Annotated in this window: 22 protein-coding genes, 1 pseudogene and 1 riboswitch; of the genes and pseudogenes, 15 read left to right on the top strand and 8 right to left on the bottom strand. The window is 69.1% G+C overall.

The window, feature by feature from the left end; all coding sequences use genetic code 11:
- Together OPF83_RS16335 and OPF83_RS16330 are read right to left on the bottom strand one after the other, a co-directional pair.
- Positions 1-207: pseudogene (locus OPF83_RS16335) on the bottom strand (thymidine phosphorylase); the annotation flags it as partial.
- Positions 208-272: 65 nt separating this feature from the next.
- The gene (locus OPF83_RS16330; protein WP_264888691.1) at positions 273-770 is read right to left on the bottom strand and encodes a cytidine deaminase; all 498 of its coding nucleotides are present in this window, start codon (positions 768-770) and stop codon (positions 273-275) included.
- A 191-nt stretch (positions 771-961) separates the two neighbouring features.
- Between OPF83_RS16330 and sdhC the strand changes: the two genes are divergently transcribed.
- From sdhC to OPF83_RS16305, 5 genes are all read left to right on the top strand, one after another.
- Entirely contained in the window at positions 962-1369 is a 408-nt protein-coding gene (gene sdhC / locus OPF83_RS16325; RefSeq protein ID WP_264888690.1) for a succinate dehydrogenase, cytochrome b556 subunit, read from the top strand.
- Between the two features lie 14 nt (positions 1370-1383).
- Positions 1384-1815: a succinate dehydrogenase hydrophobic membrane anchor subunit gene (locus tag OPF83_RS16320; protein WP_264888689.1), complete on the top strand. Its 432-nt coding sequence runs from the start codon at positions 1384-1386 to the stop codon at positions 1813-1815.
- A gap of 58 nt (positions 1816-1873) precedes the next feature.
- Positions 1874-3643 (top strand): succinate dehydrogenase flavoprotein subunit, encoded by a 1770-nt coding sequence (sdhA, locus tag OPF83_RS16315; protein ID WP_264888688.1) that lies wholly within the window; start codon positions 1874-1876, stop codon positions 3641-3643.
- Positions 3643-4425 carry a succinate dehydrogenase iron-sulfur subunit gene (locus tag OPF83_RS16310; RefSeq protein WP_264888687.1) on the top strand — a complete coding sequence of 261 codons (783 nt, stop codon included), beginning with the start codon at positions 3643-3645 and terminating at the stop codon, positions 4423-4425. The genes sdhA and OPF83_RS16310 overlap by 1 nt, the downstream gene beginning before the upstream one ends.
- Before the next feature lie 207 nt (positions 4426-4632).
- On the top strand, positions 4633-6129 hold the full coding sequence (locus OPF83_RS16305; protein WP_264888686.1) for a D-alanyl-D-alanine carboxypeptidase family protein: 1497 nt from the start codon (positions 4633-4635) through the stop codon (positions 6127-6129).
- Between the two features lie 98 nt (positions 6130-6227).
- Here OPF83_RS16305 and OPF83_RS16300 read toward each other — a convergent pair whose 3' ends face one another.
- Positions 6228-6824: a TetR/AcrR family transcriptional regulator gene (locus OPF83_RS16300; RefSeq protein ID WP_264888685.1), complete on the bottom strand. Its 597-nt coding sequence runs from the start codon at positions 6822-6824 to the stop codon at positions 6228-6230.
- 259 nt (positions 6825-7083) lie between these two features.
- Here OPF83_RS16300 and OPF83_RS16295 point away from each other — a divergent pair, with 259 nt between their 5' ends.
- The 5 genes from OPF83_RS16295 to OPF83_RS16275 all read left to right on the top strand — a co-directional run bounded on the left by OPF83_RS16295 (position 7084) and on the right by OPF83_RS16275 (position 12357).
- The gene (locus tag OPF83_RS16295) at positions 7084-8226 is read left to right on the top strand and encodes a flavin reductase family protein (protein WP_264888684.1); all 1143 of its coding nucleotides are present in this window, start codon (positions 7084-7086) and stop codon (positions 8224-8226) included.
- 47 nt (positions 8227-8273) lie between these two features.
- Positions 8274-9554 (top strand): acyl-CoA desaturase, encoded by a 1281-nt coding sequence (locus OPF83_RS16290; protein ID WP_264888683.1) that lies wholly within the window; start codon positions 8274-8276, stop codon positions 9552-9554.
- Positions 9555-9715: 161 nt separating this feature from the next.
- Positions 9716-9961 (top strand): hypothetical protein, encoded by a 246-nt coding sequence (locus tag OPF83_RS16285; RefSeq protein ID WP_264888682.1) that lies wholly within the window; start codon positions 9716-9718, stop codon positions 9959-9961.
- A 294-nt stretch (positions 9962-10255) separates the two neighbouring features.
- A complete protein-coding gene (locus OPF83_RS16280; RefSeq protein ID WP_264888681.1) occupies positions 10256-11329 on the top strand; it encodes a ribonuclease HI family protein in 1074 nt (357 codons plus the stop codon).
- 152 nt (positions 11330-11481) lie between these two features.
- A complete protein-coding gene (locus tag OPF83_RS16275; RefSeq protein ID WP_264888680.1) occupies positions 11482-12357 on the top strand; it encodes a helix-turn-helix domain-containing protein in 876 nt (291 codons plus the stop codon).
- Between the two features lie 22 nt (positions 12358-12379).
- Here OPF83_RS16275 and trpS read toward each other — a convergent pair whose 3' ends face one another.
- The 3 genes from trpS to OPF83_RS16260 all read right to left on the bottom strand — a co-directional run bounded on the left by trpS (position 12380) and on the right by OPF83_RS16260 (position 14922).
- Positions 12380-13426 carry a tryptophan--tRNA ligase gene (trpS, locus tag OPF83_RS16270; RefSeq protein WP_264888679.1) on the bottom strand — a complete coding sequence of 349 codons (1047 nt, stop codon included), beginning with the start codon at positions 13424-13426 and terminating at the stop codon, positions 12380-12382.
- A 146-nt stretch (positions 13427-13572) separates the two neighbouring features.
- Positions 13573-14031, bottom strand: coding sequence for a PPOX class F420-dependent oxidoreductase (locus tag OPF83_RS16265; RefSeq protein ID WP_264888678.1), 459 nt, complete (start codon positions 14029-14031; stop codon positions 13573-13575).
- 36 nt (positions 14032-14067) lie between these two features.
- Positions 14068-14922, bottom strand: coding sequence for an exodeoxyribonuclease III (locus OPF83_RS16260; protein ID WP_264888676.1), 855 nt, complete (start codon positions 14920-14922; stop codon positions 14068-14070).
- 58 nt (positions 14923-14980) lie between these two features.
- Here OPF83_RS16260 and OPF83_RS16255 point away from each other — a divergent pair, with 58 nt between their 5' ends.
- Positions 14981-15187 (top strand): antitoxin MazE family protein, encoded by a 207-nt coding sequence (locus OPF83_RS16255; protein ID WP_264888675.1) that lies wholly within the window; start codon positions 14981-14983, stop codon positions 15185-15187.
- A 305-nt stretch (positions 15188-15492) separates the two neighbouring features.
- Here the strand turns inward: OPF83_RS16255 and OPF83_RS16250 are convergent, their stop codons facing one another.
- A complete protein-coding gene (locus tag OPF83_RS16250) occupies positions 15493-17496 on the bottom strand; it encodes a VWA domain-containing protein (RefSeq protein WP_264888674.1) in 2004 nt (667 codons plus the stop codon).
- A gap of 264 nt (positions 17497-17760) precedes the next feature.
- A complete protein-coding gene (locus OPF83_RS16245) occupies positions 17761-18903 on the bottom strand; it encodes an MFS transporter (protein WP_375546287.1) in 1143 nt (380 codons plus the stop codon).
- A 346-nt stretch (positions 18904-19249) separates the two neighbouring features.
- Positions 19250-19365: riboswitch (SAM riboswitch) on the top strand.
- A gap of 54 nt (positions 19366-19419) precedes the next feature.
- On the opposite strand from OPF83_RS16245, the gene OPF83_RS16240 reads away from it, so the two are divergent.
- The 4 genes from OPF83_RS16240 to OPF83_RS16225 all read left to right on the top strand — a co-directional run.
- The gene (locus tag OPF83_RS16240; protein WP_264888673.1) at positions 19420-20754 is read left to right on the top strand and encodes an O-acetylhomoserine aminocarboxypropyltransferase/cysteine synthase family protein; all 1335 of its coding nucleotides are present in this window, start codon (positions 19420-19422) and stop codon (positions 20752-20754) included.
- 10 nt (positions 20755-20764) lie between these two features.
- On the top strand, positions 20765-21934 hold the full coding sequence (locus OPF83_RS16235; protein ID WP_264888672.1) for a homoserine O-acetyltransferase: 1170 nt from the start codon (positions 20765-20767) through the stop codon (positions 21932-21934).
- Entirely contained in the window at positions 21931-22389 is a 459-nt protein-coding gene (locus OPF83_RS16230; protein ID WP_264888671.1) for a hypothetical protein, read from the top strand. Before OPF83_RS16235 ends, OPF83_RS16230 begins: the two co-directional genes overlap by 4 nt.
- A 409-nt stretch (positions 22390-22798) precedes the next feature.
- Positions 22799-23382, top strand: a 584-nt coding sequence (locus OPF83_RS16225) for a type IV toxin-antitoxin system AbiEi family antitoxin domain-containing protein (protein ID WP_264888670.1), incomplete at its 3' end; no start/stop codon positions are given.

Below are 23382 nucleotides of genomic sequence, written 5' to 3'. Positions count from 1 at the left end.
GGTCAGGTCGAGCCGGGTCCCGGAGCGGACCATGGCGGTGGTCCACCGGGAGATCTCTGCGTCGGTCATGCCACGGAAGTAGATCGCCATCGCCAGCGCGGACATCTGTTCCGGGACGATCTCCCTGCGGGTGAAGGCGTCGAGGATCCAGTCCACCTCGTCGTCGTCGAGCTCTCGCCCGTCCCTCTTGGCCTCGATGATCCGCACGGCGTCGAACCGACGCGGCGAGGACGGCCTCGCGCCAGGCCCTCCCGCGGCGCCCTGTCCCCCACTCACGCCAGGTCTCCCGGCCCGAAGGCGTCCGGGAGGAGCTCGCCGAGGCGCACGGGTCCGCGCGCGCCGTGGACGACGAGGGCGGGGCCGCCGTGTTCGTGGAGGAGCTGTCGGCAGCGCCCGCACGGTGCGAGGGGCTCGCCGGTGTGGGCGACGACGACGAGCTCGAGCAGTCGCCCGCCGCCGGTCCGGAAGAGGTCGGAGACGAGTGAGCACTCCGCGCAGAGCGTCAGCCCGTAGGAGGCGTTCTCCACGTTGCAGCCGGTGACGACGCGGATCCCGCCGGGACCGTCGCCGGCGGGTGTGTCCGGATCGGCGGGTGCTGCAGACGCGGAGGTCACGGACTCGGAGGTCACGGGCTCAGAGGTCGCCGTCGCGGCGGCGCCCACCCCCAGCCCGGAGTACGGCCGATAGGCCCGCCGCGCCGCCTCGAGTGCACGCTCACGAAGCAACTCGACGTTCGTGGTCCATTGCGCTGCGGTTTCGCTGGAAGACACCTCGACCTACCCCTCGGTAACTTCTTTTAGGGTCCCCTAACAGGCATAACCCGTTCGAGCCACGATACCCACCCTGCTTCTCATCAGTTCCCTCTCAGGTCTAAAGTCCATGTAGGCGCCCGCCGTGTCGAGTGGCACTGCACGCGCGCCGAGGCACTTCGCCCAGACGAATCGGAGGCACGAGAAAGCCCATGAGTACTGCGCAGGCGCCGGCGCGTCCGGCACCCACCAAAAAGACCAACATCTACAAGGGTGACCCGGGGATGTGGTCGTGGGTCGCGCACCGCATCTCCGGCGTTGCGATCTTCTTCTTCCTCTTCGTGCACGTGCTCGATACCGCGCTCGTCACCGTGAGCCCGGAGACGTACAACTCGATCATCGACACGTACAAGAACCCGATCGTCGGTCTCATGGAGATCGGGCTCGTGGCCCTGGTCCTGTTCCACGCACTGAACGGCCTGCGGATCGTCGCCGTGGACTTCTGGTCCAAGGGCGCCAAGTACCAGCGCCAGATGCTCTGGGCCATCCTGGCGATCTGGGTCGTGGTGTTCGCCGCCGCGGCTGCGCGCCTTCTCTTCCTCCTCTTCGAGCACCTCTAAGGAGAACGATCACCATGGCAGACGCACCTGTTCTCCAGACGTCCTACGATCGTCCGGCCTCGCTGGCCCAGCCCCGCTCGCCGCGACTGAAGTCGCGCGGCAACTTCGAGCGCAACGCGTGGATGTTCATGCGCTACTCGGGCGTGGCGCTGGTCTTCCTCACCATCGGCCACCTCACCGTGGGCCTCATGATCGACGACGGCGTCCACCGCATCGACTGGGCCTACGTCGCCGACCGCTGGCAGAGCCCGTTCTGGGCCACGTGGGACATCCTCATGCTCTGGCTGGCGCAGCTCCACGGCGCGAACGGTGTCCGCACCGTCATCGCGGACTACTCGCGCAAGGACTCGACCCGGTTCTGGCTCAACGCGATCCTCGTCGCGGCGACCGTCCTCGTCCTCGCCCTGGGCACCTACGCCATCTTCGGCCTCGCCTACGACATCTGACCTCCGGCAGAGTTCGTCAGCGGACTTCCTCACTTCGAAAGCGAGCACTGAGTAACCCATGACCGATCGTCAGGTTCACCAGCACCAGTACGACGTCGTCATCGTCGGCGCCGGCGGCGCCGGGATGCGCGCCGCCATCGAGGCCGGGCCGCGTACCCGCACCGCGGTCCTCACCAAGCTCTACCCCACCCGCTCCCACACCGGTGCCGCCCAGGGCGGCATGTGCGCCGCCCTCGCGAACGTCGAGGAGGACAACTGGGAGTGGCACACGTTCGACACGGTCAAGGGCGGCGACTACCTCGTCGACCAGGACGCCGCGGAGATCATGGCCAAGGAGGCAATCACCGCGGTCATCGACCTCGAGAACATGGGCCTGCCGTTCAACCGCACGCCCGAGGGCAAGATCGACCAGCGCCGCTTCGGTGGCCACACGCGTGACCACGGCAAGGCGCCCGTGCGTCGTGCCTGCTACGCCGCCGACCGCACGGGTCACATGATCCTGCAGACGCTGTACCAGAACTGCGTCAAGCACGACGTGGAGTTCTTCAACGAGTTCTACGTGCTCGACCTGTGCCTCACCGAGACGCCCGAGGGTCCCGTGGCCACCGGCTGCGTCGCCTACGAGCTGGCCTCCGGCGACCTGCACGTCTTCCACTCCAAGGCCACCGTGTTCGCCACCGGCGGCTCGGGCCGTATGTACAAGACCACCTCCAACGCCCACACCCTCACCGGTGACGGTATGGCCGTGGTCTTCCGCAAGGGCCTGCCACTGGAGGACATGGAGTTCCACCAGTTCCACCCGACAGGGCTGGCCGGCCTGGGCATCCTCATCTCAGAGGCCGTCCGCGGTGAGGGCGGCATCCTGCGTAACGCCGACGGCGAGCGCTTCATGGAGCGTTACGCCCCCACCATCAAGGACCTCGCGCCGCGTGACATCGTCGCCCGCTCGATGGTCCTGGAGGTCCGCGAGGGCCGCGGCGCCGGCCCGGAGAAGGACTACGTCTACATCGACGTGACCCACCTCGGCGCCGACGTGCTCGAGGAGAAGCTCCCCGACATCACCGAGTTCTCGCGCACCTACCTGGGCGTCGACCCGGTCACCGAGCTCGTGCCGGTCTTCCCGACCTGCCACTACGTCATGGGCGGCATCCCCACCACCATCACCGGTCAGGTGCTGCGCAACAACGACGACGTGGTGCCCGGCCTCTACGCCGCTGGCGAGTGCGCCTGCGTGTCCGTCCACGGTTCCAACCGCCTGGGCACCAACTCGCTGCTCGACATCAACGTGTTCGGCCGTCGTGCCGGCATCGCCGCCGCCGAGTACGCCGCCCAGGTCGACTTCACCGAGCTCCCCGAGGCTCCGGAGACCATGGTCCGCGAGTGGATGGAGCAGATGCTCGCGCCGCACGGCACCGAGAACGCCGCGGACATCCGCAAGGAAATGCAGGCCATGATGGACGACAAGGCGTCGGTGTTCCGTACCGAGCAGTCGCTCACCGAGGCCCGCGCCGAGCTGCGTGAGCTGAAGAAGCGCTACGCCGACGTCACCGTGTCCGACAAGGGCAAGCGCTTCAACACCGAGCTCCTGGAGGCCGTCGAGCTGGGCTTCCTCCTCGAGCTGGCGGAGGTCACCGTCGTGGGTGCCCTCAACCGCAAGGAGTCGCGCGGCGGTCACTCTCGCGAGGACTACCCGGACCGCGACGACGCCAACTACATGAAGCACACCATGGCGTTCAAGGAGAACGGTCAAGACCTTCTCTCCGAGATCCGGCTGGACTGGAAGCCGGTTGTGCAGACCCGCTACGAGCCGATGGAGCGTAAGTACTGATGAGTTCCGCAGTCGATACCACCACTTCCAACAGCGGTGCGGGCAACCGCCCGGTGCCGCCCGGCTCGACCATGGTCACGCTGAAGATCGCCCGGTTCAACCCGGAGGATCCGGATTCGGCGGGCTTCAAGGAGTACGAGGTCCCGGCACTGCCGTCCGACCGTCTGCTCAACCTGCTCATGTACGTCAAGAACTACATCGACGGCTCGTTCGCGTTCCGTCGCTCCTGCGCCCACGGCGTGTGTGGTTCCGACGCCATGCAGGTCAACGGTGTCAACCGCCTGGCGTGCAAGGTCCTCATGAAGGACATGCTCCCCAAGGACGGCAAGTCCGTCACCATCACCGTGGCCCCGATCCGTGGACTTCCGGTGGAGAAGGACCTGTACGTCGACATGGAGCCGTTCTTCAAGTCGTTCCGCGACATCAAGCCGTACCTCATCACCTCCGGCAACGCGCCGACCGGTGAGCGGATCCAGTCGCAGACCGACCGTGCGCGCTTCGACGACACCACCAAGTGCATCCTCTGCGCGTGCTGCACCACCTCGTGCCCCGTGTTCTGGAACGACGGGTCGTACTTCGGTCCGGCCGCCATCGTCAACGCGCACCGCTTCATCTTCGACTCCCGTGACGAGGGTGCCGCGGAGCGTCTCGACATCCTCAACGACGCCGAGGGCGTGTGGCGCTGCCGCACCACCTTCAACTGCACCGACGCGTGCCCCCGTGGCATCCAGGTGACGCAGGCGATCCAGGAGGTCAAGCGCGCGCTGCTGTTCGCGCGGTAGAGCGAACAGCTCGCAGAGCTCAGCCGTCGGGGCCGCATCTTCCACTCGGAGGATGCGGCCCCGCCGCTATTTCCGTGCCCGCCGCTATTTCCGTGCCCGCCGCTATTTCCGTGCCCGCCGCTATTTCCGTGCCCGCCACCACAGCGGGCCCGACGCGGCGGCGGGTCTCAGAAAGCGTGTTCGGGGACGGACGTAGAGTGTGGATCCGTGACAGACACTCGTCAGGCCCCGGGCCGCGACGCTCTGGGCCGGGAGCACCGAGCAGCGGCCCGAACCGCGATCCGCCCCGCAGCCGCCCTCACCGCCGCCGCACTCGCGGCCCTGGTGCCACTGGCCGCCGCGGGACCCGTCGCCTCCGCCGAGCCGGTGCCGGACACTCCGATCACCGAGGCACCGCTGCCGTCGGTGTTGCCGTCCACCACGTCGTCGTCGTACTTCGTCACGCCGCGCGACCTCACCGGGTGCCCGTTTCAGACCTCGCCTCCCCCTCCCGTCGACGAGTCGGAGGTGCCCCGGCCCGGGCAGACCTCGCCCGCCCCTCCCCCGGTGCCCGAGACCCCGGCCGGCGGTGAGGCGCTGGACACGTGCGACGTGGTGGCGCCCGACGGCTTTGACGTCCCGCGCGATATCACCGCCAGCGCCTGGATGGTCACCGACCTCGACTCGGGCGAGATCATCGCCGCCAAGGACCCGCACGGTCGCTACCGGCCCGCCAGCATCATCAAGACGCTGCTGGCCTCCGTGGCGATCGACGAGTTGGACGAGGAGCGGATCATCTCCGTGACCGACGCGGACCTCGACGGCGCCGAGGGTAGCCTCGTGGGCGTCGGGCCGGGTGGGAAGTACTCGATCACGCGGCTGCTCAGCGGACTGCTCATGGCGTCGGGCAACGATGCCGCGGTGGTGCTCGCGCACCAGATGGGCGGGATCGACGCCACGATCGACGCCATGAACGCCCACGCCGCCGCGCTGGGCGCGACCAGCACGCACGCCGGGTCGGTGAACGGACTCGACGCGCCGGGAATGATGACCTCCGCGTACGACATGTCGCTGATCTGGCGCGATGCGATGTCGCGGCCGGAGTTCGCCGATATCGTCGCCACGCAGATGACCGGCTTCCCCGGCTACCCGGCCGGCGAGGGCGCGGGGCCGCCGGATCCGCACAATCCGCCGCCGTACTCAGGTCCCACGACACGCGCGGACGGCGAGATTGTCAACCCGGGGTTCGTGCTGGCCAACGACAATCAGCTCCTCTACAACTATGAAGGCGCGCTCGGCGGCAAGACCGGTTTAACCGACGACGCCCGCCACACCTTCATCGGTTCGGCCGAGCGGGACGGGCGGCGGCTGGCGGTGGTGCTGCTCGACGGCACCCGCCTGCCCAAGGCGCCGTGGGAGCAGGCGGCGATCCTGCTCGATTCCGGGTTCTCGACCGAGGAGTCCGTGGGGCAACTCGGTGGGGGCGCAGGGTCGGGTGACGGGTCCGACGGCCTGACCGCGCTGGCCGCCGGCAGTGGTGACGTAGGGGCGGCCGGCCTGGGTGGTTCAGGGTCCGGCGAGGCCGTGGCGACCAACGGGCCCGACCGCATTATAACGGTCGCCGGCGGCTCGCTGATCGAGGAGTACGGGCCGTGGCTGGCGGTCGGCGCGGCGGGCCTGGTGGTTCTGGTGGGGTGCGTGTTGACGCTGCGATCGCGACGCTGAGCTCCCGGTCGGGGCGCGCGATGCGCTGAGCTCCCGGTCGGAGCGTGCAGTGCCCGTGCTCCCGGTCAGACGGGCTGAGCTCCCGGTCGGGGCGCGCGTCAGGAGGCGGCGGCACCGGCGAGAATCAGTCGTAACCGCGCGGAGCAGTCCTCCGACGCCGCGCGCGGGTCGGCACCGCCCGCGAGAGCGTTGAGGTGACCGATGAGGACGACGACGACGAGGTCCGCCGCCACGTCGACCATCGCCCCGTCCGCCCCGGAGAGCGCATCGAGCCTGCCCAGGCTGATCCCGAGCCGACGGCGGGCGGTGTCCGAGGCGGCTACCAGTACGCGGTGATCGGGATGTGCAGTGTCGACCAGGCCGCGCGCGAGCACCGACCAGGTCTGCGGGTTCTCGGCGGCGAGCTTCTCCGCCTGCGCGGGCCAGGTCGCGGCCGGATCCTCGGCGGGGTCGCTGACCAGCGTGTCGACGAGGAGCGCCAGTGTGTCGGCGGCGCCCGTGGCGAGTTCCGTGGCGAGGGCGTCGACCGAGTCGAAGTGCCGGTAGAAGGCCGTGGGCACGATGCCCGCCTCGCGGGCAAGCTCGCGCACGACGAGCCCCGAGAAGCCCCGTGCGGCCACCGCCTGACGACCCGCGTCGACGATGAGTGCACGAGTGTATTGTTTCTGTTCCGCTCGGGACCTGGGCGCTGTCACGACCGCAATGCTAACGAATCCACGGCATAACCGCATGTCGTCTGCACTCCTGCGCCCGGTCATGTGATCGGCGCCACTAGAGGCTTTTCATTTCGGAGCACGGATGTACACTCAAACTCGTCCGGTGGTCGAACCGGACGGACGCGCCCCAGTTGCAGCGCGACCGCACCCTCCCGGTGCGCGGCGCGAATCCAGACGCAGACGGTTGCGGCGCCCGAAGGCGACCGACCACACCGACCCAGATCTCACGGAGGTCCCCATGACCGCCCCGCCCATCCGCCGCCTCATCTCCCGCTCGATCACCCGTGCGCTGCTCACCCCGCATCCCGTCGAGCACTACGTCCGCTCGCTCGGCCTCGACTGGTCCGACGACCCCACCGGGGCGACCGTCGTCTCGGTCGACCGGCCGGTTGCCGACGTCACCGTCCTCACGCTGCGACTTCCCGCCGGCGTCGAGCGGCCCGAGCCCGGCGCAGCCCTCGAGGTGGGCGTGGTGGTGAACGGCGTCGTCCATCGTCGGCACTACTCCCCCGTCGACGCGGCCACCCGCGCGGACGGCCTGGCGACGATCGCCGTGCGCCGGCATCCGGGAGGGACCGTCTCGGAGTTCCTCTGGGACGAGGCCGCCCCCGGGATGCGCCTGCTGCTGGGCAATCCGGCCGGCGAGATGTCGCTACCCAAGACCCGACCTGCCGACATCCTGCTGGTCAGCGGCGGCAGCGGCATCACACCGATGTTGTCCATCGCGTCGACCCTGGCGTCCGAGGGCCACTGCGCGGACCGGGACACCGGCACGCGAGGGCCCGATCTTGCCATCACCCCGAGCACTCAGGGACGGGTCGCGTGGCTCCACTACGCTCGTAGAGTGGAGGACGTGCCGTTCCGTGACCGGCTCCGTGAGCTGTCGCGGGCGGGGATCGACGTGCAGGTGATCCCCACCGCCGTGGGCACCTCGACGTGGGGGCTCGACGGTCATCTCACCGCCGCGCACCTGGAGTCCGTGGCGCCGTGGCATCCGGGCGCGACCGTCTTCCTGTGCGGGCCCGAGGGCCTGGCCACCGGACTCGAGGACGCACTGGGTACCGACCGCTTCGCCGAGGTCCTTCGTGAGCGGTTCACCGCCACCGTGGCCGAGGTGCCCGACACCGACGGCGGCGCCGTCACCCACGTCCGCAGCGGCGTCACCGCCCAGAACAACGGCGCGACCCTGCTCGAGGGCGCCGAGGCCGCGGGACTGAACCCGCAGCACGGCTGCCGCATGGGTATCTGCCACACCTGCACGGCCGTCCGCCTGTCCGGCGCGACGCGCGACCTGCGCACCGGCGAGGTCGACTCCGAGCCCGGCTGCCGCGTCCAGATCTGCGTCTCCGCCCCTGTCGGCGACGTCGAGATCGACCTCTAGGCCATCTTCTCCCACCGCCCGGAAACAACCCCGGAAGGACACCGATCATGGCATTCCTGCCACTCCCCGGACTGAAGTCCACCACCACATCCACCAAGCCGAAGGCGCCGAAGAAGGCAGCCAAGGCCGACAAGGCCACAAAGATCGCCACCAAGGCCAAGGCCACCGAGGCGTCGGAGCCGATCGTGCTCTCGGCTGAATCCGTCGAGATCATCGGCCGCGAACTGGACGCGATCCGCGACCGGGTCGTCGCCGACCTCGGCACCTCCGACCGCGACTACATTCTCAATATCGTCAAGCTCCAGCGGCGACTCGAACTGGCCGGGCGAGGCCTCATGTTCCTCGGCTTCCTCCCGCCCGCGTGGCTCGCCGGCGTCGCGGCGCTGAGCGCGTCGAAGATCCTCGACAACATGGAGATCGGCCACAACGTCATGCACGGCCAGTACGACTGGATGCGCGACGACATGCTCAACTCGGCGAGCTTCGAGTGGGACAACGTCTGCCCGTCAGACCAGTGGCGCCACTCGCACAACTACATGCACCACACGTACACCAACATCCTCGACCTGGACCGGGACATCGGCTACGGCATCCTGCGAATGGAGTACGAGCAGCCGTGGAACCCGCTGCGCCTGGGCAACCCGGCCTACGCGTTCGCGCTGATGATGCTGTTCGAGTGGGGCGTGATGCTGCACGACCTCGAGTACGAGAACGTACTCAAGGGCAAGCGCAAGTGGTCCGACGTCAAGGGCCTCCTGACCGGCTGGTGGCGCAAGGTCCGCGGTCAGGTGGCCAAGGACTACATCGTCCACCCGGCCCTCACCGGTCCCCTGTTCCCGCTCACGCTGGCCGGCAACGTCACCGCCAACCTCGTGCGCAACGTCTGGGCGTTCTCGGTGATCTTCTGCGGCCACTTCCCGTCCGGCGCGCAGGTGTTCACGCAGGAGGAGACAGCGGAGGAGACCCGCGGCGAGTGGTACGTCCGGCAGATGCTCGGCTCGGCCAACATCTCCGGCAGCAACTTCATGCACGTCGCGACCGGCAACCTGTCGCACCAGATCGAGCACCACCTCTTCCCCGACCTGCCCGCGCATCGCTACCCGGAGATCGCCAAGGACGTGCGGCGGATCTGTGAGGAGCACGGTCTGCCGTACAACTCGGGGCCGCTGTGGAAGCAGGTCGCGAACGTGTGGGCCAAGATGTTCCGCCTCGCACTGCCGTTGCGCCCCACCCCGGCCGATTCGCCGGCCGTGATCATCGAGCGGCGCACCAAGGGCGACGCGGCGACCACCGGCGCGAAGGTCGACGGCGACCTGGTCTCCGTCTGACTCCACCACCGGCACCAGTACCGCCACATGCACCAGCCGACCGACGTGCGCGGCCGCGAACTGCGGCCGCGCACGCGGTCATTTCACGACGCAGGGTTCTCACCGCCGACCACTGCCGGGGTACCTTCGGTAGCACCACGCGGACGAGAGGGGATGTACCGATGGGCGATTTCGAGCGCAACAAGGATCAGATTCAGGCGGGTGTGCAGGCGGGGGCGTCGCTGGTCGGCCGCATCACGCTCATCATCACGGACGCGATCGGGTCGATCGCCCGCGAGGTGGGCGACTTCGTGTCTGAGGGCATCGAGATGCGCGAGGCCGCCAGGGCGTCGCGGCTGGACGAGGAGCGTGACGCCGGGTGGCCGATCGACCTCGACGACATCGAGGACGGCGAACTCCAGGGCTAACCTGCGGAGTCGCGTCCACCGCGGTACCGGCCTTGCCTGCCCATCCGGCCAGGAGCACTCCACCCGCGCTGGACCACGCCTATCGGATGTCACGCCGCCTATCGAATTCGATAGGCGGCGTGACATCCGATAGGCGGCGTGAAATCAGATAGGCGGAGTGACATCCCATAGGCGAAGTGACGGCCGGGCAGATAAATCGATCGTCCGGCCCGCCTCGGTTCGCCGGTAGCCAACCGATTGCCTCCCCGCGCCCGGTGTGCGGCGCCGCGGGCGACGGTGGCAGGATCGGCACCCGTGACGATCATCGCTGCTGCTGACGGTTCCGCCCTCGGAAATCCCGGCCCCGCCGGCTGGGCCTGGTACATCGACGACTCCCGCTGGCGCTGCGGCGGCTGGAAGCGCGGCACGAACAACCAGGGCGAGCTCACGGCCGTCCTGGACCTGCTGCGCCAGACCGCCCACTCGGACGAGCCGCTGCACGTGCTGTGCGATTCGCAGTACGTCATCAACTCCATCACCAAGTGGATGGCCGGTTGGAAGCGCAAGGGCTGGAAGAAGGCCGACGGCAAGCCGGTCCTCAACGTCGAGGTGATGAAGGCCCTCGACGCCGAGATGCAGGGCCGCAACGTCACCTTCGAGTGGGTGAAGGGCCACGCCGGCCACGACATGAACGAGAAGGCCGACCAGCTCGCCAACGGCGCCGCCAAGGCGCACGCGGCCAAGAAGACGCCGGACTCCGGCCCGGGTTTCCCGGGCGCGACCGGAGTGGGTGCGGGCGAGGACCCGGCCGCACCCCCGGCAGCCGGGCAGGGCACGGGGGCATCGACGAGGGCGACGACAACCAGGTCGACGACGACAAGGGCGACGACGACAACGACCACGGCTCCCCCGCAGCCCGCCCCTGCCGACGAGCCGGACCTGTTCTCCTTCGATGGACCCGCTTCGGGCTCCACGTCCGATTCCACCGCAGGGCCCGACGACATCGACCGCGTCGTAGAACTCGAACGATCACTGCTCACAGGTGCGGTCCGCCGGGATCGCAAGCAGCTCAAGGCGTTGCTCGATCCGGCGTGGAGCCATGTGTGCGCCCGCGGTGAGGTGTGGTCGCTCCAGGATCGACTGGCTGCGGCGGACGAGGAGGCCCGCACCGCGGCAGACAAGGCTGCCCGCACCGCCGCAGGCCCCGACTCCGGCGGTCACGGCGACCGGACCATGGAGCTCATCGAGTCCCGGGCGGTGGGGTCGGACTCGATCCTGCTCGTGTGGCGCGAGCACTCCGAGGGCCCGGCAGTGCTTCGCAGCTCGGTCTGGGTGCGCTCGGGCACGACGTGGCGTCAGACCTTCCAGCAGGGCACCCGCGAGGCCTGACCTACGCACTCTTCGCTGCGCTGCAGTGAGTACCTCAGCCTCCGCGATTACCTTAGCCTCAGTGCTTGGTTCAGCCTCAGTGCTTGGCTCAGCCGCCGTGATTACCTCAGAGGTCATGGCTCCCGCCGGAGCCGCCGCCTAGCCTGGAGTCCATGACCCAGACCACCGCCCCGGCCAGGCTCGGCGACGAGGTCCGACGCTGGCGCGAGCTGCGGGGACTGAGTCAGCTCGCGCTGTCTTCCCGGGCGGAGGTGAGCACCCGCCACCTCAGCTTCATCGAGAACGGCAGATCCCGCCCCACGGCTGAGATGATCCTCCGCCTCGCCTCCGCGCTCGAGGTACCCATGGCGGACCAGAACGATCTGCTGTTGGCGGGCGGGTTCGCACCGCAGCATCCCCGACGCGACCTGGCCGATGAGAATCTCTCCTCGGTCATGGCCGGCCTGCGTGGGCTCCTGGACGCCCACGCGCCATACCCGGCGCTTCTACTGGACGATCACTGGGACGTCGTCGACTCCAACACGTCCGTCGACCCGCTGCTGGCCGGGTGCGCTCCTGCACTGCTCGAGCCACCGATCAATGTCATCAGGCTCAGCCTGCACCCGGACGGACTCGCGCCCCGCATCCGCAATCTCGCGCAGTGGCGGGCACACCTGATCCATCAGCTCGAGCAGCGGATCCGCATCACCGGCGGAGACTCCACACTGCGGGCCCTGCACGACGAGGTCACCGGGTACCCGGACGCCACGCAGCCAGGCGTGGGTCAGCCGGATAGGGGCCAGTCGACAGCCGGCTCAACGGCCGCTGGCTCAACGGCCGCTGGCTCGACGGCCGCTGGCTCGACGGCCGCAGTTCCGGTCAGCCCGGTGGTGTTCCTGGAACTCGATTCCGACCACGGACCTCTACGCCTGTTCAGCGTCGCGTCACGGATCGAGGGGCCGGCGGATGTCACGCTCGATTCGCTCCACCTCGAGACGTTCCTGCCGGCCGACGCGGCCACTCGCGAGAAGCTGGGCTCCCGCGTGTAGAGCATCAACAGCGAGAAGAGCGTCAGCCCCGATTAGGAGCGGTGAACCCGACCGCCTGATAGACCTGCGAGAGCACCGGGCTGGCCACCGCACGCGCGCGCTCGGCTCCGTCGGCGAGGATGCGCTCGAGCTCGGCCCGGTCGGACATGAACTCGTCGAACCGACCGCGCAGCGGGGTCACGAACGCCTCCAGCGCGTCAGCGGTGTCAGCCTTGAGCGCGCCGTACTGGGCACCCGCGGCCTGATAGTCGGCCACGATGTCGGCGACCGGCCGTCCGGTGAACGACGACTGGATGGTCAACAGGTTGGACACACCGGGCTTCATCTCCCGGTCGAAGCGGATCACGCCGTCGTTGTCCGTCACGGCGCTGCGGATGCGCTTGGCGGAGACCTTGGGATCATCGAGGAGGTTGACGATGCCCTTCGGGTTGGAACCCGACTTACTCATCTTGGCGGTGGGCTCCTGCAGGTCATAGATCTTGGCGGAGCCCTCGAGGATCTTGCCCTCGGGCACCACGAAGGTCTTCTTGTAGCGGGAGTTGAACCGCATCGCGAGGTCGCGCGTGAGCTCAAGGTGCTGCCGCTGGTCCTCTCCGACCGGCACGAGGTGCGGGCGGTAGAGCAGGATGTCGGCGGCCATGAGCACCGGGTAGGTGAACAGGCCCACGGTGGTGCCGTCGGTCCCCTGCTTGGCGGCCTTGTCCTTGAACTGGGTCATGCGGGCGGCCTCGCCGTAACCGGTGATGCAACTCAGGACCCACGACAGTTCGGCGTGCTCGGGCACGTGCGACTGCACGAACAGCACCGACTTCGCCGGGTCGATCCCCAGCGCGAGGAGCTGCGCACAGCCGCGGAAGACGCGCTCGCGGAGTTCCTTGGGGTCCTGGCGGACGGTGATCGCGTGCAGGTCGGGGATGAAGTAGAAGGCGTCGTAGTCGTCCTGCAGGTCGACCCACTGCCGCACCGCGCCCAGGTAGTTGCCGAGATGGTACGAGTCAGCGGTCGGCTGGATGCCGGACAGGACGCGCTGGCGCTTGGCGGGGGTTGCGGAGGAGGACTGCTCAGACATGATCCCCATCATCCCACGGCGCGCGATTCGCGCTCCCCGGCGTGTGGGGTGTGTGACGTTCGGGGACTCGTGCATCGGCGCCGACATCGGTCGCACCGCGGGCACTCGTCCCTATCACCCCGGAACAGCCCTACGCCGCGTCAGTCCTACTCCGTTGGCGGCGGGAACCCGCCCGTGGCGACTGGGCCCCAGTCGTCGATGGTCACGCGGATGAGGCTCTTGCCCTGCTTGACCATCGCCTCGCGGTACTCGTCCCAGTCACTGTGCTCGCCGGCGACGCTGCGGAAGTACTCGACCAGCGGCTCCACCGACTCGGGCAGGTCGATCACCTCGGCAGTGCCGTCGAGATGCACGTACGCGCCGTTCCAGTCGTCCGACAGGACGCACACACTCACGGCCGGGTCGCGGCGGATGTTGCTCACCTTGGCCCGCTGCGGATAGGTGGCCACGGTCAGGCGCCCCTGCGCGTCGATGCCACAGGTCACCGGCGAGGACTGGAGGCCGCCGGAGGCGCGCCTGGTGATGAGTACGGCCCGGTGCCGGGATGAGAGGAACTCGACTAGGGCGTCGCGGTCAGTGCGTTCTGCGGTGGCGTACTTCGGCATGCTCCCGAGGCTACGAGAGTCGACGATCCGCCGCAGTCACTCGTAGACGACGGTCACCGGTGCGTGGTCCGACCAGCGCATGTCGTAGGCGCTCGCGCGATCGACACGGTCGGACACTGCGCGCTCGAGCAGCCCGTCGGTCACCACGTGGTAGTCGATGCGCCAGCCCGCGTCGTTGTCGAAGGCCTGGCCGCGCTGCGACCACCACGAGTACGGCCCCACCTCGTCGGGGCGACGGTGACGAACCACGTCGTTCCAGCCGCTGCCGTCGGCGAACAGGCCGGTCATCCACTCCCGCTCGTGCGGCAGGAATCCGGAGTTCTTGTGATTTCCCTTGTGGTTCTTCAGGTCGGCCTCGCGGTGGGCGATATTCCAGTCGCCGCAGATGATCATCTCGTGCCCCTCCCGCGCGCCGACCGACCCGGCACGCTCGGTGAGGAACTCGCGGAAGGTGCCGAGAAAGCGGTCCTTCTCGTCCTGCTTGGGCGTGTTGGCCGAGCCCGACGGCAGGTACAGGCTCGCGATGGTCACAGTCTCCCCTGCGGCGGCGCCGGGGTAGGTGGCCTCGATGTAGCGGCCGGACTCGGCGAACTCGGGGTCGCCGTAGCCGATCTGAACCTCGGTCGGCTCATGCCGCGACAGCAGGGCCACTCCAGCGCGACCCTTGAGCTCCGACGGCGCACCGATCAGATGCCAGCCGGCGTCGATCGCGGGAGCCAGTGCCTTGGCGGTCTGATCGGCGTCCGCGCGCACCTCCTGCAGGGCCACCACATCCACGCCGCTGGCCTCGAGCCAGGGCAGGAATCCGAGGTTGGTCTCCGACCGCTGCTTCACGGCGGCGCGGATCCCGTTGACGTTGACGGTCGACACGGTAAGGCTCACGGCCGCCATGGTAGCCACTAGCGGCGACCGCGCCCCAACCCGACGCGTCAGCAGTAGCGTGGCACACATGAGCTCCAGCGACCGCGTTTGCCGCCACTGGGAGCGACTCCGCGCGCACGGATTGCGACCGGTCCAGATATGGGTCCCTGATGTCACGTGGCCTGGTTTCGCGGTTGAGGACCACAGGCAGTCCGCGGCCATTGCTACCAGCGCGCACGAGGCGGAAGATCAGGCACTTGTGGACGACATGGCCGCCGACTGGGGTGACGACTGACCGGGGCGACGCCCTGGTGCTGCACACTGAGGTTGTGTACGCGGTCTGCGGGTGAGGCGCCTCATGGTGCGGTGTGGCCGCGGTGCCAACGCGTGCGGCGAAACGGTGTCAGCGCAATTCGCGAAGGTGTACGCAAGTGACGGCCCTCGCCGCGGCAGTCAGCCGTCACTCCGGTCATCGTTTGCCCAGCTCGGGATTCGCGAAAGCGTACGGGAGTGACGGCTGACTTCGCGGGGCCAGCGCGAGTGGCGTCGCGGCGTCAGCGCGAGTGGCGTCGCGGGGCCAGCGCGAGTGGTGTCGCGGGGTCAGCGCGACGACTTGCCACGGCTGAAGAACCACAGGCCGAGCCCCGCGATGATCAGCAGCACCACCCCGATACCGGCGGGGAGTGCCCAGCCGGGCAGTCCGGAATCCTCGGGAGCGGCGGCAGCGGAGGCGTTGTCGTCGTTGTTCTCGTTGCTGTCGCTCGCTCCCCCGGTCGCGTCGCCGTCGGGTGCGGCGCCGTCGAACCCGATAGGCGATGCAGACGGCGTCGGCCCCGGCTCGTTCACCGGCGCCCAGTCCGGTCCCTCGCCGGGCTCTCCGTCCATGCGGACCGCGAACTCGAACGGCTGCTCCACCCCGGTCGGCCCGGTGCCGGAGACGTTCATCGACACCGCGAGATAGTGCTCGCCCGCGATCGACACGCGCTCGCCTCCCAGGTTGGCGTCCCTGTTGGTGAAATTCACTGGCCGGTCCGCGGTGAGCGTGAGGTCGGCGGTGTCGTCGTGGCTGCTCATGTGCTCGGACGCGACGTCGCGCCGCACCGGGTCGAAGAGGGCGGCGTGGAGCGTGTCGACTTCCCCGCGGGCGGACGGACCGGTGCCCACCGTCACCACCGGACGCTGACCCCACTGGACCGGGACGCGGTAGTAACGGAACTCGCCGGGGACGATCGCGTCCGAGAACGACCCCTCGGTGATCTCGGCCGCATTGGCGAAGCTGTTCCCGCCCGCGACCGGCTGCGGGCCCGAGATCTCGACCGGAGCCGCGTCGGGCGCGCTGCCGGGGTGGCCTTCCGGCCAGGTGCCCACCTCGTTGCCGGGCATCGGCTCGAACTGCACCGACATCTCCACCTCGAGCTCCTCGGCCGTACCCAGGCCCGCGGTGTTGAACTGGGCGGCCACGAGGAACTGGGTGCCGTCGCACTCGTCACCCGGCTCCTGGCCCGCGAACGCGAGGACCGTCGATTCCGGGGGTTCCCAGCCGCCGCCGCTCGTCTGCGCCGTCACGGAGTTGTTGGTGCAGTCGGCATCGGACTCGTTGGTCGATGTCAGCCGGACGTTGATCCCCTCGCCGCCGCCCGTGTCGGTCAGGTTGATGCGCGGCAGCGCCGTGACCGCGACGTAGGCACGATGTCCCTCGGGGACGGCGACGCGGAGAAACTTCTCCGGCACGGCGGCGGTGTTGAGCTCGGACACGGTCTGCACCGTGGTCCGGTAGAGGCCCTGACCGACGTAGAGGGCGTCATCGGGGGTGTCGGCGAACTGGAACTCGGTGCCCGTCGTCTCGTACTCCACGATCGCCCGCTGGGCCAGGAACTGCAGCGACTCGCTCAGAGCGGCGGCGTCATCGGCCTGTCGGTACGTGCCGCCGGTTGCGCCGGCGATGCACTCGAGCTCGGCGCGCGTGGCCTCGTCGGCGCGGAACCCCACCACGTGCACGGCCAGACCCACTCCCTCATCGGCGAGCTCCGCGGCCACCTCGCACGGCGGAGGCGGGGCGCACGTGTCGATCCCGTCGGAGACCAGCACGATCGAGCGATCCGCGGCATCCGGCGAGAGCATGTCCGCCGCCGCGCGCAGCGAGTTGCCGATCGGCGTGTACCCGCGGGCCTCGAGACCGTCGATCTCGCCGCGCAGGCGGTCCTTGTCGACGGCCCCCACCGGCGCCAGCTCGCGGATAGCGGCGCAGCCGCGCTCGTGGTTCTCCGGCGCATCCGAGACCTGGGTGCCGTAGGCCAGCATCCCGACGTTCGCGATGTCCGGCAGCGAGTCCACCAGGTCGGTTGCAGCACGCTTGGCCACGTCCAACCGTGTGCCGCCTTCATCCGGCTGCAACATCGACGACGAGGCGTCCATGATGATCGCCAGCTCCGCATCGGCAGCACCCGCGGCCTGACCTGCCGACGGCGACGGTGTCGTCGTCGTACTTCCTCCGGCGTCTCCCTGCGCCCACGCGGTCGGTCCGACCTGCGGCAGGACGGCCACCACCAGCGCGATCACCGCCGCGATGACCCACCACACCTTCACACTCCGGCGCACACGCATCGCCGCCTCCGATTCTCACCCGCTGGGGCCCGCGGACACCGGGCCGGTCGGAGGGGAACCTAGATCACCACGACGCCCGCATATGCCCCCTGCTTGGGCCCTCCCCCGAGTCAGGTGTGTTGTGCGGCAGCAGGTTCAACTGAAAGTGGTCAGCTGTTCACTTGTACGGCACTTGGGCCACGTCGCAGTCACTCGCGCTGCGCCGCGCCCTACGCCGCCTCGCTGCGCCGCGGCACTCACGTCCCGTCGCCTACGCGAGCGCCCCTACGCCGCCTCGCTGCGCCGCGCCCCCACCGCCGCGGCCGCGAGGATCACGAGTCCGATCGCCGCCAACGACGCCCCCGCGAGCGCCGGCGAGGTGTAGCCGAACCCCAGCGCGATCACCACGCCGCCGATCCACGCCCCCAGCGCGTTGGCCGCGTTGAGCGCCGAGTGGTTGAGCGCGGCGGCGAGCGTCTGCCCGCGCCCGGCGTACCGCATGAGCCGCGTCTGCAGGCCGGGCACGAGCGCCGACCCGGTGGAGCCGACGAGGAACAGGCCCACGATCGCGGTCACCGGATGGTGCGCGGCGACGGCGAACAGCGCGAGGATCCCGACCATGATCGCGGTGATGGTGACGAGTCCGCCGTCGAGGTTGCGGTCGGCGATGATCCCGCCGAGCACATTGCCGGCGACCATGCCGAGCCCGTAGATCGCCAGCACCGCGGGCATCCACGCGCGGTCGATGCCGGCCACGTCGACCATCGTCCACTGGATGTACGTGTAGATCGCGAACATGCCGCCGAAGCCGACCGCACCCACCGCGAGTGTCGCGAGGATCTGCGGCCGGGCCAGCGCCGCGAGCTCCTCCCTCGCCCTGACCACGGGGCCGGCCGGGGGTTCGGGGACGACGACGAGGATCGCCGCCACGGTCAGTGCGCCGATCACCCCCACCGCGAGAAAGGCGCGCTCCCAGCCGGCGGCATCGCCCAGCCATGTGGCGACGGGGACGCCGATGACGTTCGCGACCGACAGCCCCAGCAGGACGCTCGCGACCGCGCGGGCCTGCTTTCCCGGCCCGGCCAGCGACGCGGCGACCAGCGAGGCGACACCGAAGTAGGCGCCGTGCGGGATGCCCGCGAGGAAGCGGGCGGCGACGAGGGTCTCGAGCGACGGCGCGAACGCCGCGGAGGCGTTGCCGACGGTGAACAGTCCCATGAGGACCATGAGCAGGGTACGCCGCCGCCACCTGGAGGTCCACACCGTCAGCAGCGGGGCGCCCACCACCACGCCGAGGGCATAGGCGGAGATGACGGTGCCGGCCTCGGGCTCGGCGACACCGAAGCTCTCGGCGATCGAGCGGAGCAGGCCCATCGCGGCGAACTCGGTGACGCCGATGCCGAACCCGCCGAGCGCCAGCGCGAGGATCGCCAGGTTCACGCGGGCGGGGCTGAACTGGCGAGCGGCGGCAGTGTCGGCCGCGGCAGCGGTGTCGGCGGCGGTGTCGGCCGTGGCAGCGGTGTCGGCAGCAGCGCCGGCGGTGGTGTCGGGGCGGTCGGAGGGCTGGGGCACCGCAGCAGGCTACGCCGCGGCAATGCCGACCCGCGCACGCCGACCCCGTCGGGGGCTACGACAGCGGAACGCGGGATCAGCTCAGAAGCCGGAGACGGCCTGAACGAACTGATGGGCGATGCCCTGCCCCACACCCACCACTGCCGATTCTCGCGGTAGGTCCTTTTGCGGGGTTCGAGCGGCTTAGGCTAACCTGGCCCCAGGTCATGAGTGCCAGCGATAAGCCCCGGCTCGCTGGACGGCAACCCTCCACCGCGGTGGGGTGCCCCGGGAGACGACCTGGCCCACACCCATCCGGGTGGGAGGCAAGCGCGGGTCCGCTGTCGTATGAGCGGGCGGACCCTTTTCGATGAGAGGAGGGGCTCCGCCCCCATGACCTACGACAACTCGAATCCCGACTGGGCCTTCGAAACCCGTCAGATCCACGCCGGTCAGCCGGTCGACTCCGACACCGGCGCCCGCAACCTGCCGATTTACCAGACCACCTCGTACGTCTTCGCGGACGCCGAGCAGGCCGCCAACCGGTTCGCCCTGTCCGAGATGGGCCCCATCTACACGCGCATCACCAACCCGACTGTCGGCGCGGTCGAGGAGCGCATCGCCTCCCTCGAGGGCGGCGTCGCCGCGACGATGTTCGCCTCGGGCCAGGCCGCCGAGACCGCCGCCATCCAGTCGATCGTCCAGGCCGGCGGACACATCGTGGCCTCACCTCGCCTCTACGGCGGTACCGACGCCCTGCTGCGGCACACCCTGCCCAAGTACGGCATCGAGACCACGTTCGTCGAGGACCCGGACGATCCCGCCTCCTGGCAGGCAGCGGTCCGGCCGAACACCCGCGCGTTCTACGCCGAGACCATCTCCAACCCGCTCAACGACGTGTTGGACATCCCGGCCATCGCCGAGGTCGCCCATAAGAACCAGGCCCCGCTGATCGTCGACAACACGACCGCCACGCCGTACCTCGTCCGGCCACTGGAGCAGGGCGCCGACGTCGTCGTCATCTCCGCCACCAAGTACCTCGGCGGCCACGGCTCGTCGCTCGCCGGCGTCCTGGTCGACGGCGGGTCGTTCGACTGGCGCGCGCAGCGCGACGGTGAGGACCTCTACCCGTCCTTCACCACCCCGGACCCCGCGTACCACGGCGCGGTCTACGCCGACCTGGGCGCGCCGGCGCTGGCCCTCAAGGCCCGCGTCACGCTCCTGCGCGACACCGGCGCGGCGCCGAGCCCGTTCAACGCCTGGGCCATCGCGCAGGGCATCGACACCCTGAGCCTGCGCGTCGAGCGGCACATCTCCAACGCGCAGATGATCGCCGAGTGGCTCGAGGCCCGCGACGACGTGGCCACGGTCAACTACGCTGGCCTGGCGTCCTCGCCGTGGAACGCCACCCAGAAGAAGATCTCCCCCAAGGGCGCCGGCGCGATCATCACGTTCGAGCTGACCGCCCCCGAGGGCGCGTCCGACGAGGACCTCAAGAAGCGGGCCTGGGCGTTCATCGACGCGCTCAAGCTGCACTCGTGCCTCGTCAACATCGGCGACGTGCGGTCGCTGGTGAGCCACCCGGCCACCACCACCCACTCGCAGGGCACCCCGGAGTCCAACGCCAAGGCCGGTGTCTCGATCTCGAGCATCCGCCTGTCGGTGGGCATCGAGGCCGTCGAGGACATCATCGGCGACCTCGAGCTCGGGTTCGCCGCGATCTCCTGACGGTAATCCCATGGTCCGCCCCACCGATCCGCTCGCGCTGCTGCCTCCGGGTGACGGCACTCTCGGCCACGTCGCCATAGGCGACATCACGCTGGTCACGGGTGTCGTCCTCCCGGCGGTGACGCTCGCGGTGCAGCGGTGGGGCCGGATCAACGCCGAGAAGTCCAACGTCGTGCTGGTCGAGCACGCGTTGACCGGCGACTCGCACGTCGTGGGGCCGGTCGATTCGCTGCACCCCACCCCGGGCTGGTGGAACGGGCTCGTCGGGCCCGGCCTACCGCTGGACACCGATCGCTGGTGCGTGGTGTCCGTCAACGTCCTGGGTGGCTGCCGCGGGTCGACCGGGCCCAGCTCGTTGCACCCCGACGGGCACTACTGGGGCGCACGCTTCCCCGCCGTCTCCGTGCGGGACATGATCGAGGCCGAGCGGATCCTCGCCGACCTGCTCGGCATCGATCGCTGGGCCGCCGTGATCGGAGGCTCGATGGGGGGTGCCCGCACTCTCGAGTGGATGGTCACCTACCCCGACCGCGTCCGCGCCGCCTGCGTCCTTGCCGTGGGCGCCCGGGCGTCCGCCGACCAGATCGGCATCCAGACCGCGCAGATCATGGCGGTGACCTCCGATCCGCACTGGCAGCAGGGCGGGTACCACGGCACCGGCCGCACGCCCGTGACCGGCCTGGGCATCGCCCGCCGGATCGCGCATCTGACCTACCGCGGCGAGGAGGAGCTGGACGAGCGCTTCGCCAACCGGCCGCAGCCCGGTGAGGATCCGCGCGCCGAGGACCTGTCCATGGCGGGCCGGTTCGCCGTGCAGTCCTACCTCGACCATCAGGCCGGCAAGCTGGTCTCCCGCTTCGACGCCTGCACCTATGTCCTGCTCACCGACGCCCTGAACAGGCACGACGTAGGGCTGGACCGAGGCGGCGTCGAGGAGGCGCTGCGCTCGTGTCCCGTGCCGTGCGTGATCGGCGGCGTCACCACCGACCGGCTGTACCCACTGCGCCAGCAGGAGGAACTGGCCGAGCTGCTTCCGGGCGCGGACCCGCTCGTGGTGATCGACAGCCCCGCCGGCCACGATGGTTTCCTCACCGAGGACGACGTGGTGGCCCCCATGCTCGTGCGCACCATGGAGCTCGCCGAACAGGATTCCTCCGACCGCTCGAGGGGGCTCGCATGAGCGACTACGGTCACGAACTCTCCGATCTGGAGCCCCCGTCCAAGCCCGCGGTCTGGGCACTGATCGCGATGACCGCGGCGTTCGGACTCATCGGTCTGGCCTCGAGCTTCGCGACCCTCGTCGGCGTGACCGCCACAGCCGCGGGCGGCGACGACACCTCCGGCCTCGGACCAATGATCGTCACGGCGGTGTCGTCGATGCTTCTGGGCGCCCTGCTCATCGCCGGCGGCATCCTGCTGTGGCTGGCCCGGCCGTCGTCGCGCCTGGTGATCAGCTCCGCCGTCACCCTGTTGGCCTTGAGTTCGGGGGCCCGCATGATGTTCGACAGCGTCACGTTCGTGTCTGTGATCGGCACCGTGCTGTCGATCCTGGCCGTGGTGGTGATGGGCTACCTGCTCACCTCCGACGACGTGCGCAAACACGTCACCGACGGAGTCCCGCTGCGGCTGCGCTGACTCGCGCTGCGCTGGCGACGCTGATCGTTGGTCGCTGACCGCTGCGTTGCGCTGACGCCCCGCGTTGCGGCTGCGCTGACTCGCGCTCCCCTGGCCACGCTGATCGTTGGTCGCTGACCGCTTGCTCGATGACGGCTGCTCGATGTCCGCTCGCTCCACGCCTATCGGATTGCGCTACGCCTATGGAACTACATGGGCGTAGCGCAATCTGATAGGCGAGTTTGAATGTGCAGCCGAATTCGAAGCGCGATCGTCCGAACGTCCCCGCCAATGACGTCCACCTACTCGCGTGCACTGGACATTTGTTGCATTGAGCAAAGCTCCCTCACGCCCCGCTTCATCCACAGGCGACCCCGGATTGACTGCGCACAAGGAAATCCCCGACGACGCTCGGGCGACCATCGAGCGCGTGAACAACATCGATGAACTCATGCCCCTCCTGCTCACCTCGAATCAGCTACGCGGCCGAGGTCTGACTGCTCAAGCCATTAGCCGAGCGGTGTCCTCCGGCGATCTGATCCGACTGAGACCAGGCTTCTATGTCGACGGAGAGGCCCGCGAACTCAATCGAAGTCAACGGCATCTCATGCTTGTCCTCGCAGCGAATGCCGCGCTCGATCGACCGGTGTTCACGCATGCGTCAGCAGCCCTGATACACGGGCTACCCGACTACGGACTGCCATTGCGCACGCTGTCGATGGCGGCCGAAGGATCGTCCAACCGGGGCAGATCGTCACGAGTGGCAAGGTTTCGGAGTGTGCCGGATCTGTCCACGGTAGCGACATCGGTCGACGGGCTCCGGGTCACCAATGCCGACCGGACGGTCATCGACATCACGCTGTCCACCACGAGAGACACTGCCGTGGTGACTGCCGATGCCGCACTGAAGCGCAGGATCATCACGCCTGAATCTCTCGCTGAATCACTGAGAAACTCTGCGGGCCGCCGAGGGATTACACAAGCACGTCACTCCGTCGCGCTTGTCGACCCGAA

Origin of the sequence: Dietzia sp. NCCP-2495 (genome assembly GCF_026011735.1) — a bacterium.
GTDB lineage: Bacteria > Actinomycetota > Actinomycetes > Mycobacteriales > Mycobacteriaceae > Dietzia.
Note: the sequence above shows the minus strand (reverse complement) of the source record. Positions and strands in the feature narration are given on the sequence as shown.